The organism is Allomuricauda sp. ARW1Y1 (genome assembly GCF_013407935.1).
GTDB lineage: Bacteria > Bacteroidota > Bacteroidia > Flavobacteriales > Flavobacteriaceae > Flagellimonas.
Map to the genome: position 1 here is coordinate 541,300 of NZ_JACBZU010000001.1, position 19,309 is coordinate 560,608.

Sequence of the window (19,309 nt, forward strand, 5' to 3'; positions counted from 1 at the left end):
ACGCTGCTATGAGAAAGTAGTAATGGATTAAAGGGGCCTTCGCGGCCCTTTTAGTTTGCTCTCCCTTAATTTTCTATCTTTGCCGCACATTTAAAAGAACCATTCTTAAAACTTAATCCGGTATAGCATGCAACTGTACAACACATTAAGTGCAAAGGAAAGGGAGGCGCTTATTGAGGAGGCCGGGAAAGATCGGCTTACCATCTCTTTCTACAAATATGCACACATAGGCAATCCACAGATTTTACGAAACCATCTTTTTTTGGCTTGGGACCAAATGGAAGTTCTCGGGCGCATTTATGTGGCCCACGAAGGAATCAATGCACAACTTTCGGTGCCAGCAGATAATTTCAATAGCTTCAAGGAGCATTTGGACAGCATCACCTTTTTGGAAAATGTAAGATTAAACATTGCCATTGAGCAGGACAACAAGTCCTTTTTGAAATTAAAGGTTAAGGTACGCGATAAAATCGTGGCCGATGGATTGAACGATGATACCTTTGACGTCACCAATAAGGGCATACACGTAGGTGCGGAACAGTTTAATCAGCTTATCGAAGATGAAAATACCGTTCTGGTAGATATGCGCAACCACTACGAAAGCGAGATAGGGCACTTTAAAAATGCCATTACCCCAGATGTGGATACCTTCCGCGATTCGTTGGACATCATCGAAAAGGATTTGGCCGCACACAAAGAGGACAAGAACCTCGTGATGTACTGCACCGGAGGCATCCGTTGCGAGAAGGCCAGTGCCTACTACAAGCACAAAGGCTTCAAAAACGTTTTTCAACTGGAAGGCGGCATTATCGAATATACCCGACAAGTGCGCGAAAAGCAATTGGAAAACAAATTCTTGGGCAAAAACTTTGTTTTTGACCATAGGCGCGGTGAACGCATCTCCGAAGATGTGATCGCACATTGCCATCAATGCGGAAAGCCTTGTGATACCCATGTCAACTGTGCAAACGAAGCATGCCATTTGTTGTTTATCCAATGTGATGATTGTGCCAAGGAAATGAACAATTGTTGTTCGGTGGATTGTATGGAAGTGCATGCACTGCCCTACGAGGAACAAAAACGTTTGCGTAAGGGCAAGGGAGCCAGCAACAAAATATTCAAAAAAGGACGCTCTCCCGTGTTGAAATACAAGAAGTAGCATTTCACTACTGCCACAAATTGTACTATATTTACATCAAGTAATTTTTTATGAACCCTATTGGGGCTGCTCAAACAGTGTAGCAAAACAGGTTCTTTCATCGGCGTGGTGGATGTATGGTTTGGATTTCCCTATGTAAGATGGACTTCCGGTCCGCGCTAGAACAGACAGTTTGCTTTTTTTGGCTCCCCAATCAAGATATTAAATATGGCGTGTAGCAGTTGTTCAACCGGCAAGGATGGACAACCGCGTGGGTGCAAGAACAATGGTACTTGCGGCACTGATGGTTGTAACAAGCTCACAGTCTTTGACTGGCTTTCCAATATGTCGTTGCCCAACGGTCAAAAACCTTTTGATTGCGTTGAGGTACGTTTTAAAAACAGCAGAAAGGAATTTTTCAGGAATACGGAGAACCTCACCTTGTCCATTGGTGATGTGGTGGCCACCCAGGCCAAATCCGGCCACGATGTTGGGGTAGTAACCCTTACCGGAGAGCTGGTTCGCATCCAGATGAAACGAAAAAAAGTTTCTCCGGACGATAAGAACCTTCCAAAAGTTTACAGAAAGGCCAGTCAACGGGACATTGATATTTGGCAAAAATGTAGGGACCGCGAAGAGGAAATCAAAAAGCGTTCGCGGGAGATTGCCATTTCCCTAAAACTTGAAATGAAACTGAGCGATGTGGAATTCCAAGGAGATGGTTCCAAGGCCACCTTTTACTATACTGCTGAGGACCGTGTGGATTTTCGACAATTGATCAAGGATATGGCGAAAGCCTTCGGTATCCGGATTGAAATGCGCCAGATAGGATATAGGCAAGAAGCCCAACGTTTGGGAGGCATCGGGTCCTGCGGTCGGGAGCTTTGCTGTTCCACTTGGTTGACCGATTTTAGGTCGGTGAGCACGGCATCCGCCCGGTACCAACAACTGGCCCTCAACCCACAGAAATTAGCGGGCCAATGCGGTAAATTAAAGTGCTGCCTCAATTACGAGCTCGATATGTATTTGGAAGCGCTCAAAAACTTCCCGCCGTCCGATTGTAAGTTAAAAACACAGAAGGGCATCGCATTTTGCCAAAAAGCCGATATTTTTAAAGAAACACTTTGGTTCTCTTACAAGGATGAACCTGCTACTTGGCATACGCTTTCCAAAGATCAGGTACTGGAGATTTTGGAACTCAACAAAAAGAACCAAAAAGTGGCCAGTCTCGAAGAATATGCCGCGGACAATGTTACCGAGGATAAAACCACTTTCGAAAATGTGGTCGGGCAAGACAGCCTTACCCGATTTGATCGGCCAAACAGAAAAAAGCGTAGAAAAAAGAAGCGCAGAAAACCAAAATCTAAAGCATCTCCAAATGCGAAATAAATTGCTGTTGCCACTGGTGCTGGTTCTTGCATTATCATCCTGCAATGAACTATTGGTCTACTCGGATTACCAACCCATCACCGACGGTAAATGGCAGATGGATCAAGGAGTTGATTTTCAATTCTCTGGACTGGACTCCACCCAAACCTATAATGTGTTCATCAATATTAGAAATGATGACACTTTTGCCTTTAGCAACCTATTTTTGATTACCGAACTGGAATATCCTAGCGGAAACACCGTTAAAGATACATTGGAGTACCGCATGGCCGAGCCGAGCGGCGAATGGCTGGGAAAAGGAATGGGAAGTATCAAGGAAAACAAACTTTGGTACAAGGAAAAGATCGATTTTCCGGATTCTGGCGTATATAAGGTGAGCATTTCCCACGCCATGCGCAAAAACGGCGATGTGGAAGGCCTTCACATTTTGGAAGGCGTAACAGATGTTGGTTTGGAAATAGAAAAAGCACCCAAATTATAATGGCAAAAAAGCGTCAAAAAAAACAGCAGCAAAACTTTCTCCCCTTTATCAAATGGTTTTGGATTTTGTTCGGATCAGGAGTATTGGCCGTGGTCCTTATCTTTTTATTGGCCTCATGGGGGGTGTTTGGCGAAATGCCAACCTTTGAGCGTTTGGAAAACCCGGAGACCAATTTGGCCACCGAGTTTATTTCTTCCGATGGCGAAACCTTGGGAAAACTCTATTTGGACGACAACCGTACGTGGGTGGATTATGAGACCCTGCCCCAAAATATAGTCGATGCTCTAGTAGCTACCGAAGATGCCCGTTATTATGACCATTCCGGAATAGATGCCAGAGGATTTGCCAGAGCTTTGGTGTATTTGGGAACCAAAGGAGGCGCCAGTACCATTTCCCAGCAGCTGGCCAGACAGCTTTTTGTTGGGGTCAGATCACGAAACTTATTTGAGGCAGTTACCCAGAAAATCAAGGAATGGGTGATAGCCACACGCTTGGAACGGAATTATACCAAGGAGGAAATCATAGCGATGTACTTGAACATTTATGATTTCAATTACAATGCCGATGGTATCCGTTCCGCTGCAAGAATTTATTTTGGAAAGGAACCCGCCGACCTAAGAACCGAAGAATCTGCGGTATTGGTGGGCATGCTGAAGAACTCATCCCTTTACAATCCCATCCGTAGAGAAGAACTTGTATTGAACCGCAGGAATACGGTATTGGGGCAAATGGCCAAATACGGTTATATCTCCGAAAAAGAAAAAGATTCCCTTCAAAGTTTGGAGATGAAAATCAATTTTAACCCTGAATCCCACAGGGAAGGTCTTGCCACCTATTTTAGGATGTACATGCAACGCTTCCTAAACCAATGGGTGGAAGAAAACCCCAAACCGGATGGTGAGAAATACAATATTTACCTCGATGGGTTAAAGGTCTACACTACCATAGATTCCAGAATGCAACGCAATGCGGAAGAAGCGGTTCAGGAGCACATGAAAAACCTTCAGGCCGAGTTTTTCCACCAAAATACCCCCGACCGAAATCCCACCGCACCCTTCTTGGATGTGAGTAGAGGAGCCATTGATACGATTATGCGCAGCGCCATGAGACGTTCTGCGAGATGGCGCCACCTTAAACGCGAAGGACTGTCCGAAAAAGATATCGAAGCCACCTTCCGGGAAAAAACGGAAATGACCGTTTTTGATTGGAACAGCGATTCTTTTGAAAAGGACACCATCATGACCCCAATGGATTCCATCCGATACTATAAAACTTTTCTACGTACCGCCATGATGTCAATGGAACCACAAACAGGTCACGTAAAGGCATGGGTAGGAGGAATCGATTACAAGCACTTTCAGTACGACAACGTAATTCAAGGATCTAGACAAGCGGGTTCATTATTTAAGCCCTTCGTCTACGCTGCGGCCATAGACCAATTACGCTATTCGCCATGTTATACCCTGCCCGATAACCAATATTGCATTGAACCCGGGAAACATGGGAATATGGCTGCGTGGTGCCCAAAAAATTCGGACGGAAAGTACTCCGGTGAGGATATGACCCTTAAAAGTGCATTGGCCAATTCTGTCAATACCATTACAGCCCAGCTTATTGATCGGGTTGGACCTGGGTCGGTGGCGTCCATCGCAAAAAGTATGGGGGTTACCAAAGAAATTCCCGAAGTGCCTTCCATCGCATTGGGTACGCCCGATGTGAGCGTCTATGAAATGGTCGGCGCATTTGGAACCTATGCCAATCAAGGCGTTTACGTGAAGCCTGTCATGGTGACCCGTATTGAGGACAAAAACGGAACGGTACTTTTTGAGTACACACCAGAGACGAAGGATGTATTGAGCAAAGATGTCGCTTACGCCATGGTGAACCTATTGGAAGGAGTTACCGAATATGGTTCGGGCGGAAGATTACGGCACACCTACGGAAAAAATCAAACCGTATACAAAGAGATTATCACTGGATATCCGTACGAACTCACCAATCCCATTGCAGGTAAAACCGGAACCACACAAAACCAGAGTGATGGCTGGTTTATGGGGATGGTGCCGAATCTGGTCACAGGTGTTTGGGTCGGCGGAGAAGACAGATCTATACACTTTAACCGTCTTTTGTACGGACAAGGGGCATCTATGGCATTGCCTATTTGGGCACTCTATATGAAGAAGAACTACGCCAACGAAGAACTGAATGTATCCAAGGAGGAGTTTGAAGCACCCGAAGAGCTGTCCATCAACATTGATTGCACAAAACAACAGGACGAAGAAGAAGATTTAATCGATACAGAAGACGATCTGGACGACTTGGATTTTTAAACAAGAACTTATTTCTTAACAAAGCCTCAAGCATATCTTAATTTGCTTGGGGCTTTTTTATTTAAATCGTAATTTCAGGGCAAATAAATACGAATTCTATGATCAATAAAACAGTTGCCAACGTTTCTGAGGCTTTGAAGGGGGTAGAAGATGGAATGACCTTCATGCTGGGGGGGTTTGGCCTATGTGGAATACCGGAAAATGCCATTGACGAATTGGTCCGTTTGGGCATCAAGGACATCACCTGCATCTCCAACAACGCAGGAGTGGATGATTTTGGCCTTGGACTCTTGTTGCAAAAGCGTCAGATCAAAAAAATGATATCATCCTATGTGGGCGAGAATGATGAGTTTGAACGACAAATGTTGAGCGGTGAACTGGAAGTGGAACTGACCCCACAGGGGACCTTGGCCGAAAAATGTAGGGCCGCCCAAGCTGGCTTCCCTGCTTTTTACACTCCTGCAGGCTACGGTACCGAAGTGGCCGAGGGCAAAGAGACAAGGGAGTTCGATGGAAAAATGTATGTACTGGAACCCGCCTTCAAAGCGGATTTTGCCTTTGTGAAAGCGTGGAAGGGCGATGAGGCCGGAAACTTGATCTTTAAGGGAACAGCAAGGAACTTTAACCCGTGCATGTGTGGCGCAGCGACCATTACCGTGGCTGAGGTGGAAGAACTGCTGCCCGCGGGGAGCTTGGACCCCAACCAGATCCATATTCCAGGAATATTTGTGCAGCGTATCTTCCAAGGTAAAAACTATGAGAAACGCATTGAGCAGCGAACCGTCCGTGAACGGAAATAGCAATTGTCCCTTTGAGAGGACTTTAGGGGTGTTTTACAAAAGAAAATAATATGTTAGATAAAAACGGAATAGCAAAACGAATTGCAAAAGAGGTCAAGGATGGTTACTACGTCAACCTCGGTATCGGAATACCCACCTTGGTGGCCAATTTTGTCAGGGACGACATCAGTGTGGAGTTCCAAAGTGAGAATGGGGTTTTGGGCATGGGTCCATTCCCGTTTGAAGGAGAGGAAGATGCCGATATTATCAATGCCGGAAAACAGACCATAACCACCTTGCCGGGAGCGTCCTTTTTTGACTCTGCCTTGAGTTTTGGCATGATTCGCGGGCAACATGTCCACCTCACCATTTTAGGGGCCATGGAAGTAGCGGAAAATGGTGATATCGCCAACTGGAAGATTCCCGGGAAGATGGTCAAGGGAATGGGAGGCGCCATGGACTTGGTAGCTTCGGCAGAAAACATTATCGTGGCCATGATGCATACCAACAGAGCGGGAGAATCCAAATTGTTGAAGCGCTGTACCTTGCCCTTGACAGGGGTCGGTTGCGTAACCAAGATAGTGACCAATCTGGCCGTGTTGGAGGTAACACCGGAGGGCTTTAAACTATTGGAGCGGGCACCGGGAGTTTCCATTGAAGAAATTCAAGCAGCTACCGAAGGTAAACTGGTCGTGGAAGGTGAAATTCCAGAAATGCAAATTTGATACTAAACGGCTTAATTTATACAACATAATATTGCCATTACACAACAATAGTTTTATATTGCCATTCAACGATTATATATTTGGTTATAACGAAATTGTTACCCAAATTAACCACAAACCGATTGAACCATGGCACTAAAATCTAACACTACGATGAACGAGAATGTTCAAGTTTACAGAAACGATTTTTTCACAGGTTTTATGCTTTTGATCAAAAAGCTGTTCATGCTTTAGGTCATCCAGTTTAAATCCCCCTGAAAAATATGGAGCCAACGTATTGTTCGGCTCTTTTTTTTGCGATAATTTTAGGCAAAACCAACCCTATGCACCTATCGCTTCGCAAATGTACCTTGACCGATCTGGATGATCTGGTGGAAATGTCCAAAACTACCTTTGCCGAAGCATTTGAAAAAGACAATAATCCAGAGGACTTTAAGGCATATCTTCAAAAAGCCTTCCACCCCCGGAAACTTGCCAAGGAATTGTCCAATATCTACACCCATTTTTATTTTGTACACAACTCATCCAAACGGGTAGCCTACATGAAACTCAATGTAGCTTCCGCCCAAACGGACGTGCATCATCCGCGAGCGATGGAAATAGAGCGCATTTACGTGGCCCGGGAATATCAAGGCATGCAAATTGGTGCCTGGATGTTAAATGAAATCGAGTCCATTGCAAAAAAATTCCATAAAGAATTCATTTGGCTAGGGGTTTGGGAGCATAATCCAAAGGCCATAGCCTTTTACAAACGCCATGGGTTTGTCAAATTTGGTGAGCATCCCTATTACATTGGAAACGACAAACAGACCGATTGGCTCCTGCGCTTAGACCTTAAGTAAGTTGCTCAAGAACATAATGTCCCCTTCGGCCTGCAATTTGTAGGCAAAGGAATTTTCAAAAGCCGCATGGATGAGCAAGGAAATCGCCATTGCGTTCACTTTGGTCAAGCTGTTGGTACGGTACACCACATCCCGAATGGTTGAAAAGCTTACATTGCTCTGAATAGCAATATTGGCAAAATCGTTTTTGGTTGCATTACGGCGGAGCACTTGGGACAGTCGCTCGCTGATCGGTTTTCCGTAATCCTCTTCCGTAAAAATGGAATCTTTTTCTAGAAATGGCCCTAGGCCTTTAATGGAACCCATATATAATTCGAGTTTAAATAATTATATGTTGGGGTCAAATCCTATTTTCTATATTTGGCCTGTAACCCAATTACAGAAAACTAGAGAAATTGCTGCGTTGAGCGCTTATTGCGTAACAATATTACACAATATAGAAATAAATGTATATAATTAAGCAATTAAGACGAAAAAATAATATTAGTCAATCGCAATTGGGTGAGGAAATTGGCGTGAGTTTACGCACGATTCAGCTCTACGAAAGAAAGGATGCCAACATTCCTATAAAAAATTTGACCAAGATTGCCGAATATTTTGGTCTTACCATCGCCGAGCTCTACATGCACGAGGTGAACGATATGGGAGAGGCCTATACCCGACGACAACCGTTTACCAAACATGGTAGTGTATTCTACCCCTTGGAGCATGGAAAATATTTGGTAATGGCTCCTTTGGTGCTGGTGGAGTGGCATCAAAAGTATATCAAATCATTAAAGACGGACAAATTCACCAATCCATTCCAAGGAGGGTTCATTATTGATTTCTTGACCGAGGAACCCCATCGTATTTTTGAAGTCTCCGGCGACTCCATGAACGACTCCAGCGCTGCATCCATTCCCAACAAGTCGTATGTCCTTGGATTGGAAGTGAAAAAAGAGTCCTTGGCCCGGAACAAGGAGACCTTTTGGAACGAATCTTACATACTTGTTTGTTTGGACCGGATTATCTGTAAGCGGCTTACAGGGTATAACAAGGACAAAAGGGCCTTGCTTTGCCATAACCTAAACACTTCGCCGGAATTTCAGGATTTTGAGTTGCCGTTGGACGATGTGTTGCAGGTGTTCAGGATTGTGAAAAAGCAGCTTTGACTTGATTGAGGTGGGTAAGCACCTCTTCGAGGCAATCGTCCAAGTTTTTCTTTACTTCCGTTTCCCAAAACCGAAACACCGTGTAACCCTTTTCTTTTAAGGCTTGATTTACCTCATGGTCACGCTGCATGTTCCGTTCGATTTTTGGAATCCAGAACTCCCGATTCGTTTTGATTTTCTCCCTGCGCTTCTCCCAATTATGGCCGTGCCAGTATTCCCCATCAATGAAAATGACGGTTTTATACTTTTTAAGGGCAATATCTGGCTTACCGATAAGCTTTTTATAATCGATGCGGTATCGGTAGCCCGATTGCCACAATGCTTTCCTAAAGGCGAGCTCCGGCTTGGTATTTTTACCACGAATTTTTCCCATAATCTTGGAGCGCTGAGGAGTGGTGTAAAAACCTGATTCCTCGTTGAAACGGGGTACTTTAATGCGTTCTTTTGGATACTCTTTGGACATACCATAATATAACAAAAAACCCAAACTCCTTTTGGAATTTGGGTTCTCTATAATAAAATATGATACGATTTATCCTTTCAACGTAGCGGATAAGTATTCGCGGTTCATACGTGCAATGTTCTCCAAAGAAATACCTTTAGGGCACTCTACTTCGCAAGCACCAGTATTGGTGCAGTTACCGAATCCTTCCAAATCCATTTGGCGCACCATGTTCTGAACGCGCTCTGCAGCTTCTACCTGTCCCTGTGGCAATAGGGCAAACTGGGATACTTTGGCTGAGGTAAACAACATGGCACTCGCATTTTTACAAGCGGCCACACAGGCACCACAACCAATACAAGTAGCGGCATTAAAGGAATCATCGGCATGCTCCTTTTCAATAGGAATGGCGTTGGCATCCACTGGTCGTCCCGAAGTGTTTACGGAAATATAACCACCAGCCTGTTGGATGCGGTCGAAAGCACTGCGATCTGTAATCAAATCCTTGATCACAGGAAACGCTTTGGCCCTCCAAGGTTCAATTACGATTTCGTCCCCATCATTAAAACTTCGCATGTGCAGCTGACAGGCCGTAATCAAAGAATCTGGACCGTGGGGACGTCCGTTGATCATCAACGAACATGTACCACAGATACCTTCGCGGCAATCGTGGTCGAATTCCACAGGCTCTTCACCCTTGGCGATCAAATCCTCGTTTAAAATATCCAACATCTCCAAGAAGGACATGTCCTTTTCTACCCCATCAAGGGTGTAGTCGACCATCGCTCCTTTGGAGTTCGCATCTTTTTGACGCCATATTTTTAAATATAATTTCATAGCAATTTTATTTATATGAACGTGTCTTTACTTTGATATTCTCGTATTCCAAATCTTCTTTGTGCAATTTGGCATCTTTGGGCTCGCCTGCGTATTCCCAAGCGGCCACGTATTTAAAGTTTTCGTCATCACGAAGGGCCTCGCCTTCTTCTGTTTGATACTCTTCACGGAAATGTCCTCCACAGGATTCATTTCTATGCAGGGCATCCTTCGCGAACAACTCGCCCAGTTCCAAGAAATCGGCCACACGACCTGCTTTTTCCAATTCTTGGTTCTTGGAATCCGGTGTTCCGGGAACTTTTACGTTTTCCCAGAAATCCTTGCGCAAGGCGGCGATTTCTTCAATGGCCTCTTTGAGCTCTTTTTCGTTTCGGGACATTCCACATTTGTTCCACATGATTTTACCCAATTTCTTATGGTAATAATCCACCGTGTGGATACCGCTACCCGACATCAATTTTTTGATGCGCTCACGAACATCGTTTTCCGCTGCATCAAATTCAGGAGAGTCCGTAGGAATGGGTCCAGTTCTAATATCATCAGACAAATAATCCCCGATGGTGTATGGAAGCACGAAATATCCATCGGCCAGACCTTGCATCAAAGCCGATGCACCCAAACGGTTGGCACCGTGGTCGCTAAAGTTGGCCTCTCCTGCGGCATAACACCCAGGAATGGTGGTTTGCAGGTTGTAATCCACCCAAAGACCTCCCATGGTGTAGTGCACCGCTGGATAGATCTTCATAGGAGTTTTGTATGGGTTTTCGTCCACAATCTTTTCGTACATCTGGAAGAGGTTACCATATTTCGCCTCCACTATTTTTTCACCGAGCTCGCGAATGGTTTTGTCGTCTGCATCCTTCATTCCAGAGGTCATTGCTTTTTCCCTTCCATAACGCATTATGGCCGAATCAAAATCGAGGTATACTGCCTCGCCAGTTTTGTTCACGCCGAATCCAGCATCGCATCGTTCCTTGGCAGCTCTTGAGGCAACGTCCCGTGGCACCAAGTTACCGAAGGCAGGATAACGTCTTTCCAAATAGTAATCCCTATCCTCTTCCGCCAATTCGGTAGGCTTTAGACGACCCTCGCGAATGGCTTGGGCATCTTCCAATTTTTTGGGCACCCAAATACGACCGTCGTTTCGCAGTGATTCGGACATCAAGGTCAATTTGGATTGATGGTCTCCCGAAACCGGAATACAGGTCGGGTGGATTTGTGTGTAACACGGGTTGGCGAAGAAAGCACCTTTTTTGTGTGTTCTCCAGGCAGCCATAACGTTGGCGCCCATACAATAGGTGGAAAGGTAAAACAAGTTTCCATATCCTCCGGAAGCGATGACAACGGCATGCGCAGAATGTCTTTCGATTTCACCGGTCACCAAGTTCCTGGCAATGATGCCTCGGGCCTTACCATCTACTAAAACCAAGTCCAACATCTCATGACGCGTGTACGATTTGATTTTACCTCGTTGGATTTGACGGTTCATGGCGGCGTAGGCACCCAACAATAACTGTTGACCGGTTTGCCCTTTGGCGTAGAAGGTCCTGGAAACCAAAACCCCTCCAAAGGAACGGTTGTCCAATAATCCCCCATATTCCCTTGCAAAGGGAACTCCTTGGGCAACACATTGGTCAATAATGTTGGTGGATACTTCCGCTAAACGGTACACGTTGGCCTCTCGGGAACGGTAGTCACCTCCTTTGATGGTGTCGTAGAAAAGACGGTAAACACTGTCGCCATCCCCTTGATAGTTCTTGGCTGCGTTCACGCCTCCTTGGGCCGCAATGGAGTGCGCCCTTCTAGGCGAATCTTGATAACAGAATGTTTTTACATTGTAGCCCAGCTCTGCCAAAGTGGCTGCAGCGGAGCCCCCGGCCAATCCAGTACCAACGACAATAATATCAATGTTTCGCTTGTTGGCGGGGTTGACTAGGTCAATTTCATTTTTATGCTTGGTCCATTTGTCCGCTAAGGGTCCAGATGGAACTTTGGAATTCAATATGCCCATACTTAATGTGTTATTGGGTTAAGGTGGTGGTAAACGGCGATGAATGCAAAGGCCAAGGGTACCACGACCGCGAATATTTTAGCAAATTTTTTAAATCCAGCAGTGTACTTGTTGTTTACACCCATGGATTGGAAAGAGGAGGCGAAGCCATGCCATAAATGAAGGGCCAGCAGCACAAAGGATACCGCATAAAGCACGGTTCTCCAAACTGGAGCGAACTTTTCAACGGTTTCGGCGTAGTAACGCGTTGGGTCCTGTGGGTTGGCCTCGATGTACTTGTAGGCCATCTCGTGCACCCAAAAATCGTAGAAGTGCAACGCCAAAAAGGCCAATACCACCAAACCTGAGTAAATCATGTTACGGGAAGCCCATGGTGCATTGGCAGCGCCATTATACTTTACATAGCCCACATCCCTAGCTTTTCTGTTCTGGATTTCCAACACAAAACCCATCACAAAGTGGATGATTACCCCAGCAATCAAAATGGGTTGAAGTACAAATTGCACCAATGGATTGTAGCCCATAAAATGGGACCAGGAGTTAAAGGTTTCCGGGTCAATGACCGAAGTAATGTTGATAGTAAGATGTTGCGTGAGAAAAACAACCAAAAAAAGACCCGATAGAGCCATTACGTACTTTCGGGCCAACGAAGATTTTATCAAACTCATTAGAAGTCAGTTTTTACACAAATTTACGGCACGAAGGAGTTTTTAACAAGCTTTCAACATCGTAAAGCAGGTTATTTAGATTCATTTTAAGCTAATGTGATTTAAACCCTCGATATCGCCATCCCGGAAATTTGACCGATATTACCAATGAATCCAAAATCAAACAAAAAAACATGGATGTTGCCATTTTATCCGTAAGCCTTAACGTGTATTCCACGGCTAGGATTGCTGAGGAGTTTGAGCGGGCCGGGCATTATGTGGAGCACGTGGACCATACCAAATGTTCGGTGCAGTTGGGCGGGGACCGTCCCGAGATTTATATAGGAACAGAGAACATCACCGACGAGTTTGATGCCATTGTACCACGAATTGGGACTACGGTAACTCGGCACGGATCGGCTATCGTAAAGCAGTTTGAGCTGAACCATGTGTTCACCACCGCCAAATCATTGGGCATTACCCGAGCACGGAACAAAGTCGCTACCCTACAGATGATGTCCCAAAAAGGCATTCCTGTCCCCAAAACGGTGTTTTCCATCAATCCCTACAATGTAGAGGACCAGATTGAGCTTTTGGGCGGAGCGCCGGTCATTATAAAACTGCAAGAGGGCACCCAAGGCAAGGGTGTTATTTTGGCGGAAAGCAAAAAGTCGGCAAAATCGGTAATCGATACCCTCTACAACATGAACACGAGTATTTTACTCCAAGAATATATTGCCGAGGCCAATGGGGAAGACCTTCGGATTATTGTAGTGGGCAAAAAAATTGTCGCCAGCATGAAACGTACCAGCGGCTTGGACGACTTTAGGTCCAATGTGCACCGAGGAGCCGCAGTGGAAGCCGTACAATTAACACCACGCGAAAAGTTCATAGCCATTAATGCAACCAAACACTTGGGATTGGGCGTAGCAGGTGTGGATTTGATTCGATCAAAAAATGGCCCTTTATTGATTGAGGTAAACGCGTCTCCGGGTCTTCAAGGGATAGAGGCCGCCACGGGTATCAACGTGGCTAAGCACATTGTACGTTATGTAGAAAAGCACGGAAGAAACAGTCGCAAATAATTTTAGATTCAGGCCGACATGTTCATTTTTTCACTGACCTTGGCCAAGCTCCATTGTACGGCATCTTCCAAATCGGAAAACTGCTTGATTTTGTTTCTGAAGAACATCTTTTCCAAAATAACACTGGCCAAACCGCTTTTATTATAGGCCACAATGGAGTAGAACTCTAGATGATGTCGGTTTTTGTAGAACTTGAGCCAGTCCGTGGGCACCACGGAGTAGTCATGGATTCGATTGCTGATGTAAGCCACAGGTTTATCCTTTCCTAAAATTTCGTAGGCCACGCTGATTATTTTTTCGGCCTTGTCCCAATCGAAAGTGGCACCTTCACTCATTTCGGAGATGACCAATCCATCAAAAAAGTAAAAGACACCGAATTCGTACTCCCGGACCTCCTTTATTTTTTTAAAAATTGCCAAATCCCTTACCTTTTGCATAATTGTTTACGTCTGATACATCTATAATGATGGATCAAAGGTACATGGGGCTAAAGGTATTTTTGGGCACCGATTGACCGATGCGCCTTCCGAATTGACGTATGGGCCTTTTCAATTGACGGATGCTATTTTGGGAGAAATGAAATACGTAAAATTCCTACACATCTGGTTGGAATCCCGTATTATTTCTCCATGTTTTTGAGCTGAATCCCCAAGGCTTTAGTGGAAAGTTGTACTTCTAGAAGGGAAAGGATCAAAGAAATCATCAAAAAAACCAGACTGATGCCAAAAATTACATTGGCCCAGACCCGCATTTCCACATAGATCAAGAACATGGTAACGGCGGCCAACAAAAAACTCACGATGGCAGTGGCCTGCATGTTCTTGATGATGCCCAATCGCGTCCGCAATTGGTTGATTTGTTGTTTTAGAGGTGGCGCCGAAGTTTCCTCAAACTGCTTGTGCAACTGGCGGATCAATGCAGCAATGGCCAAGTAACGTGCGTTGTAAGCCAACATGGTCAACGAAATGGCGGGAAAAAGCAGTGCGGGAATACTAAGGTTGAGCTCCATTTTTTCAATTTGATTGGGAAGGTAAGGATTTGTCTTCGGTAACGCAATTACCTACATTTGAGCAAATCAAATCACAACTATGAAATACACTCAGATAGACAGCAACCTTTTTATAAAGAACCGTAAAAAATTCGTGGCACAAATGCGGCCAAAGAGCATTGCGGTCTTCAATTCCAACGATATTTATCCCATTGGTGCGGATAGCACCTTGCCTTTTGAGCAGGACCGGGACCTTTTTTATCTGAGCGGTGCTGATCAAGAGGAAACGATTTTGCTGCTTTTTCCCGATGCCATGGATGCCAAGCACAGGGAAATTCTGTTTGTGCGGGAAACCAACGACCATATTGCCGTTTGGGAAGGAGCAAAACTCACCAAGGAAAAAGCAACGGAGGTTTCAGGCATTGAAACAGTGTATTGGCTTACCGAATTTGACAAGATATTTTTTGATTTGATGACGGAGGCGGATACCATCTACTTCAACACCAATGAACATTACCGCCAAGCAGTGGAGACCCAGACTAGGGAAGACCGCTTCATCGAAAAAGTAAAAAAGGAATACCCTGCCCACCAATGGGCCAAAAGCAATCCCATTTTGCAAAATATTCGCGGGGTAAAGGAACCAGAGGAAATCGAATTGATGCAAAGGGCCTGCGACATTACCGAAAAAGGGTTTAGAAGAGTGCTGGAATTTGTGAAGCCTGGCGTATGGGAACACGAAATTGAGGCCGAATATCTGCACGAATTTATTCGGAACCGCTCCAAAGGGTTTGCCTACAGTCCCATCATTGCATCGGGCAACAATGCGAACGTGCTCCACTATTTGGAAAACAACAAACAGGTGAAGGACGGCGATATGATCTTGATGGACCTTGCAGCTGAATACGCCAACTATTCCAGCGACATGACCCGTACCATTCCTGTGAACGGAAGATTCACGGCCAGACAGAAGGAAGTGTATAGCGCAGTACTTCGTGTAAAGGAGGAGGCAACCAAAATGTTGGTGCCCGGAACCCTGTGGGCCGAATATCATAAAGAGGTGGGAAAACTCATGACCTCCGAATTGATAGGACTTGGATTGTTGGACAAGGCCGATGTGCAAAATGAAAATCCAGACTGGCCTGCCTATAAAAAGTACTTCATGCACGGTACCAGCCACCACATCGGATTGAACACCCACGATTACGGGGAGTTGAAAAAACCGATGAAAGCCAATATGGTGTTCACCGTGGAGCCCGGTATTTACATTCCCGCCGAGGGAATGGGAATCCGTTTGGAAGATGATGTGGTCATCCAAGAAAAGGGAGAGCCCTTTAATTTGATGCGCAACATCCCCATAGAAATCGAGGAAATCGAGGAATTGATGAACAAATAGTCAGATTCTGATTTTAGAATTTAGAGAGACAAAAGAAGAATGCGAACGAGCCTAGTGTGGTTGATGCAACAATCGACCATCGAAAAAAAGATGGAAGAAGCCCCAGATAGTGCCTATGAAATCGGGGTGGTTATTGGGAGTTACCTGCCCTTTGTGGTACTGGCTGGCATTGCGTATGCCATTTATTACTACAATAAAAAGAAGCGAGACTCGGAGTAAGTTAGTCAGTTTGGTCGATCACCAAAAAGAAATGTTCCATCAAATGGCTTAATGTAACGGAATATGTCAAATCAGTACAAACTATACCGAACCGCCTTTGCGCTTGCCCTTTTTACCATTTTTTACAATGTGGCGGAAGGGATTATCTCTACCTATCTTGGGTTTGAGGATGAAAGTCTTGCGCTTTTTGGTTTTGGTACGGATAGTTTTATCGAGGTCATTTCAGGATTGGGTATTGCCCACATGATCCTGCGCATCCAACGAAACCCCGATAGCAACCGTGATAATTTTGAACGAACCGCCCTTCGAATCACAGGCGTAGCATTTTATTTGTTGGTCGTTGGATTGGTGGTTTCCAGTGTTTACAATATTTGGACAGGCCACAAACCCTTGACTACCTTTTGGGGCGTTGTCATTTCAACCATTTCCATACTGGTGATGTGGATTTTGGTCTGGTGGAAGCGAAAGGTGGGGCGCCAACTCAATTCAGCTCCTATTTTGGCCGATGCCAACTGTACCTTGGTTTGTGTGTACATGTCGATCATTTTATTGGTCAGTAGCGGTATCTATGAACTTTTTAAGATTCCATATATAGATAGTATAGGTACCTTGGGCTTGGCCTATTTCGCTTTTTCCGAAGGAAAGGAATGCTTTGAAAAGGCAAGGAGCAACAAACATTGTGCTTGCGATTAAACCTTAAAAATCACGTATTGAATAAAAAAGAACATTGGGAAACAGTTTATGGCACCAAAACGCCGGAGGAGGTCAGTTGGACACAAGAAGTGCCGAAAATTTCGTTGGACCTTATCCATTCCCTGTCCCTGAAAAAGAATTCAAAAATCATAGACGTGGGCGGAGGCGATAGCAAGTTGGTCGATTTTTTGCTGGATGAAGGTTTTGAGGATATTACCGTGTTGGACATTTCTGGAAAGGCATTGGAGCGCGCCAAAGAACGATTGGGCGAACACGCTAAAAAGGTAACATGGATAGAGGCCGATATCATCTCATTTCAACCAAAAGAGAACTACGATGTGTGGCATGACCGTGCTGCTTTTCATTTTTTGACAGAGCCAGAACAGATTCAATCCTATGTAGATTTAGTGAACGAATCGGTACAGGGTCATTTGATTATCGGTACCTTTTCTGAAAATGGCCCTGAAAAATGTAGTGGTCTTCCTATCAAACAATATAATGTGGGTCAAATGGAAGCTACTTTCCAAGAATTTGAAAAGGTGGAATGCCAAACCGAACATCACCAAACACCATTTGGGACAACACAGCATTTTCTCTTCTGCAGTTTTAAAAGAAGGTTGTAATTATTCTTGGACTATTGGTTTATTTCCAAAAATCAAGTTTGCCACTACAAAAGCAACCAAGGCGGGCAAAACCCATCCCATTTGATGTTCGCTTAGCGGAATCCAATCGACAACGGGAGCTATTTGTTCTCCCCATCCCAAACTTCCCAGAAAGTCGGGAACACTAAAAATGGCCGTGACCAGAACAACACTTCGAAACACCCTGGTCGAACTCCAGGCCGAAGGAGCGGCGTTCAACAAAATCAGCACAATGGTGATGGGATAGATGAACATGAGCGAGGGAACCGCCACCAATATGATGTACCCCACATTAAACTGACCAATGAGCACCCCAAGCACACAGCCTAAGAAGGCCGTAATGCGGTAGGCCCAGATGGAATCGTTAAACCGACCTTTTATAAAATCTGAGGTACCCGTAACAATACCGACGGCGGTGGTAAAGCAGGCCAAACTCACCAAAATACTCAGGAAAAGATTGGCAGTGCTTCCCAAGGTTGCCATACTAATGCTCCTTAAAAGCGTGGTTCTAGAGATATCGGCATCAAACGTATTTCCAAAAACGGATCCCGTAAGAATAAGTCCGCCGTAAACCAAAAACAGCCCAATGCCCGCCCAAAGTCCAGCTCTGCCAATGAGTCTTCGCTTTTCCTCGAACGATGCGGTTTTTTCCTTCAGGTTGATGGAAATAATGATTACCGCGCCTACCACTACGGCCCCAATGGCATCAAAGGTTTGATAGCCTTCCAATATGCCCGAACTAAATGGACGGTCCATCGTGGACGGGACCATTTCAAAATCAAAACCAAAGACGGCAGTGGCTATCATCAGCACCAAAATGATGAGGATTGCCGGCGTCAATAATTTGCCCAAGGCATCCAGCATTTTACTGCGATTGATGGCAAACACGAACACCAACAAAAAATATACCAGGCTCGTGAGCCAAGAGGGGGCATCCCAAAAGGGCTGAATGGCCATTTCGTGTGTTACCGAAGCGGTTCTGGGTGATGGCAATGCAATGGCGATGGCATAAATAAGGTAGCAGTAGATGATGCTAAAACGGGGCGATACCTTTTTGCCAAAATCGAACAAGGTGCCCTGCAGTTTGGCGTGTGCTACAATGCCCAAAATAGGAATGAGTACTCCCGAAATGCAAAACCCCAAGGTGACCAGCCACCATAAATTGCCCGACTTAAACCCCAAAAGTGGAGGTAAAACAAGGTTGCCCGCGCCAAAAAAGAGGGAAAAAAGGGCAAAAGCCGTAATCGTTAACGATTTTTTATTGATGGGTTGTTGATAATTTGTTTTCAATACGGTATCTTACAAAAGTGTTTTTGAGCGGAAAAAGACAGCTTTTCAACGATTTTATGGTATTTCATCGAAAAAAATGTTTTATCGAGATAAAGGTGAAATAAAAAGTTATCAACATCCGTTCCTATAAAAATAAACGTATTAAACTCATATTTCTATAACATAAAACTACGAACCAAATTAAGCATTTTTCGAAGCCCCATTTCGTAATCCAGTGCTTTTCTCCAA

Annotated in this window: 21 protein-coding genes; 13 read left to right on the forward strand and 8 right to left on the reverse strand. The window is 44.9% G+C overall.

The genetic code is table 11. The annotated features are described in order from the left end of the window. Positions 1–127: 127 nt before the first annotated feature. From GGE08_RS02420 to GGE08_RS02450, 7 genes are all read left to right on the forward strand, one after another. Positions 128–1,159, forward strand: a complete 1,032-nt coding sequence (locus tag GGE08_RS02420; protein WP_179383307.1) for a rhodanese-related sulfurtransferase — start codon at positions 128–130, stop codon at positions 1,157–1,159. Positions 1,160–1,366: 207 nt separating this feature from the next. Further along, positions 1,367–2,527: a regulatory iron-sulfur-containing complex subunit RicT gene (locus GGE08_RS02425; RefSeq protein ID WP_179383308.1), complete on the forward strand. Its 1,161-nt coding sequence runs from the start codon at positions 1,367–1,369 to the stop codon at positions 2,525–2,527. Further along, entirely contained in the window at positions 2,517–3,008 is a 492-nt protein-coding gene (locus GGE08_RS02430) for a gliding motility lipoprotein GldH (RefSeq protein WP_179383309.1), read from the forward strand. The genes GGE08_RS02425 and GGE08_RS02430 overlap by 11 nt, the downstream gene beginning before the upstream one ends. Beyond that, positions 3,008–5,338: a penicillin-binding protein 1A gene (locus tag GGE08_RS02435; RefSeq protein WP_179383310.1), complete on the forward strand. Its 2,331-nt coding sequence runs from the start codon at positions 3,008–3,010 to the stop codon at positions 5,336–5,338. The genes GGE08_RS02430 and GGE08_RS02435 overlap by 1 nt, the downstream gene beginning before the upstream one ends. 98 nt (positions 5,339–5,436) lie before the next feature. Further along, the gene (locus tag GGE08_RS02440) at positions 5,437–6,138 is read left to right on the forward strand and encodes a CoA transferase subunit A (RefSeq protein WP_179383311.1); all 702 of its coding nucleotides are present in this window, start codon (positions 5,437–5,439) and stop codon (positions 6,136–6,138) included. A gap of 50 nt (positions 6,139–6,188) precedes the next feature. Further along, positions 6,189–6,842, forward strand: a complete 654-nt coding sequence (locus GGE08_RS02445) for a CoA transferase subunit B (protein WP_179383312.1) — start codon at positions 6,189–6,191, stop codon at positions 6,840–6,842. A gap of 323 nt (positions 6,843–7,165) precedes the next feature. Continuing rightward, a complete protein-coding gene (locus GGE08_RS02450; RefSeq protein WP_179383313.1) occupies positions 7,166–7,684 on the forward strand; it encodes a GNAT family N-acetyltransferase in 519 nt (172 codons plus the stop codon). Here the strand turns inward: GGE08_RS02450 and GGE08_RS02455 are convergent. Continuing rightward, complete coding sequence (locus GGE08_RS02455) at positions 7,670–7,990, reverse strand: hypothetical protein (protein ID WP_179383314.1); 321 nt, start codon at positions 7,988–7,990, stop codon at positions 7,670–7,672. The two genes, GGE08_RS02450 and GGE08_RS02455, sit on opposite strands and share 15 nt — an antisense overlap. Before the next feature lie 140 nt (positions 7,991–8,130). On the opposite strand from GGE08_RS02455, the gene GGE08_RS02460 reads away from it, so the two are divergent. Continuing rightward, entirely contained in the window at positions 8,131–8,835 is a 705-nt protein-coding gene (locus GGE08_RS02460) for a helix-turn-helix domain-containing protein (RefSeq protein ID WP_179383315.1), read from the forward strand. Here GGE08_RS02460 and GGE08_RS02465 read toward each other — a convergent pair. Genes GGE08_RS02465 through GGE08_RS02480 form a run of 4 tightly spaced genes read right to left on the reverse strand, consistent with a single transcriptional unit; the run spans position 8,810 to position 12,793 of the window. Next, the gene (locus GGE08_RS02465; protein WP_306456976.1) at positions 8,810–9,322 is read right to left on the reverse strand and encodes a very short patch repair endonuclease; all 513 of its coding nucleotides are present in this window, start codon (positions 9,320–9,322) and stop codon (positions 8,810–8,812) included. The two genes, GGE08_RS02460 and GGE08_RS02465, sit on opposite strands and share 26 nt — an antisense overlap. Positions 9,323–9,367: 45 nt before the next feature. Beyond that, a complete protein-coding gene (locus tag GGE08_RS02470) occupies positions 9,368–10,114 on the reverse strand; it encodes a succinate dehydrogenase/fumarate reductase iron-sulfur subunit (protein WP_179383316.1) in 747 nt (248 codons plus the stop codon). A 7-nt stretch (positions 10,115–10,121) separates the two neighbouring features. Beyond that, a complete protein-coding gene (locus tag GGE08_RS02475; RefSeq protein ID WP_179383317.1) occupies positions 10,122–12,125 on the reverse strand; it encodes a fumarate reductase/succinate dehydrogenase flavoprotein subunit in 2,004 nt (667 codons plus the stop codon). 2 nt (positions 12,126–12,127) lie between these two features. Then, positions 12,128–12,793, reverse strand: a complete 666-nt coding sequence (locus GGE08_RS02480; RefSeq protein WP_179383318.1) for a succinate dehydrogenase cytochrome b subunit — start codon at positions 12,791–12,793, stop codon at positions 12,128–12,130. A 173-nt stretch (positions 12,794–12,966) separates the two neighbouring features. Between GGE08_RS02480 and GGE08_RS02485 the strand changes: the two genes are divergently transcribed. Beyond that, entirely contained in the window at positions 12,967–13,857 is an 891-nt protein-coding gene (locus tag GGE08_RS02485) for a RimK family alpha-L-glutamate ligase (RefSeq protein ID WP_179383319.1), read from the forward strand. An 8-nt stretch (positions 13,858–13,865) separates the two neighbouring features. Here the strand turns inward: GGE08_RS02485 and GGE08_RS02490 are convergent, their stop codons facing one another. Together GGE08_RS02490 and GGE08_RS02495 are read right to left on the reverse strand one after the other, a co-directional pair. Continuing rightward, on the reverse strand, positions 13,866–14,294 hold the full coding sequence (locus GGE08_RS02490) for a hypothetical protein (protein WP_179383320.1): 429 nt from the start codon (positions 14,292–14,294) through the stop codon (positions 13,866–13,868). A gap of 182 nt (positions 14,295–14,476) precedes the next feature. Beyond that, the gene (locus GGE08_RS02495; protein ID WP_179383321.1) at positions 14,477–14,866 is read right to left on the reverse strand and encodes a DUF2721 domain-containing protein; all 390 of its coding nucleotides are present in this window, start codon (positions 14,864–14,866) and stop codon (positions 14,477–14,479) included. A 79-nt stretch (positions 14,867–14,945) separates the two neighbouring features. On the opposite strand from GGE08_RS02495, the gene GGE08_RS02500 reads away from it, so the two are divergent. From GGE08_RS02500 to GGE08_RS02515, 4 genes are all read left to right on the forward strand, one after another. After that, positions 14,946–16,238, forward strand: coding sequence for an aminopeptidase P family protein (locus tag GGE08_RS02500; protein WP_179383322.1), 1,293 nt, complete (start codon positions 14,946–14,948; stop codon positions 16,236–16,238). 39 nt (positions 16,239–16,277) lie between these two features. Further along, entirely contained in the window at positions 16,278–16,457 is a 180-nt protein-coding gene (locus GGE08_RS02505) for a hypothetical protein (RefSeq protein ID WP_179383323.1), read from the forward strand. A 63-nt stretch (positions 16,458–16,520) separates the two neighbouring features. Next, positions 16,521–17,150, forward strand: coding sequence for a cation transporter (locus GGE08_RS02510; RefSeq protein WP_179383324.1), 630 nt, complete (start codon positions 16,521–16,523; stop codon positions 17,148–17,150). Between the two features lie 17 nt (positions 17,151–17,167). Beyond that, on the forward strand, positions 17,168–17,773 hold the full coding sequence (locus tag GGE08_RS02515; protein WP_179383325.1) for a class I SAM-dependent methyltransferase: 606 nt from the start codon (positions 17,168–17,170) through the stop codon (positions 17,771–17,773). Here GGE08_RS02515 and brnQ read toward each other — a convergent pair whose 3' ends face one another. Next, positions 17,774–19,081 carry a branched-chain amino acid transport system II carrier protein gene (gene brnQ, locus GGE08_RS02520; RefSeq protein ID WP_179383326.1) on the reverse strand — a complete coding sequence of 436 codons (1,308 nt, stop codon included), beginning with the start codon at positions 19,079–19,081 and terminating at the stop codon, positions 17,774–17,776. Positions 19,082–19,309: the final 228 nt, after the last annotated feature.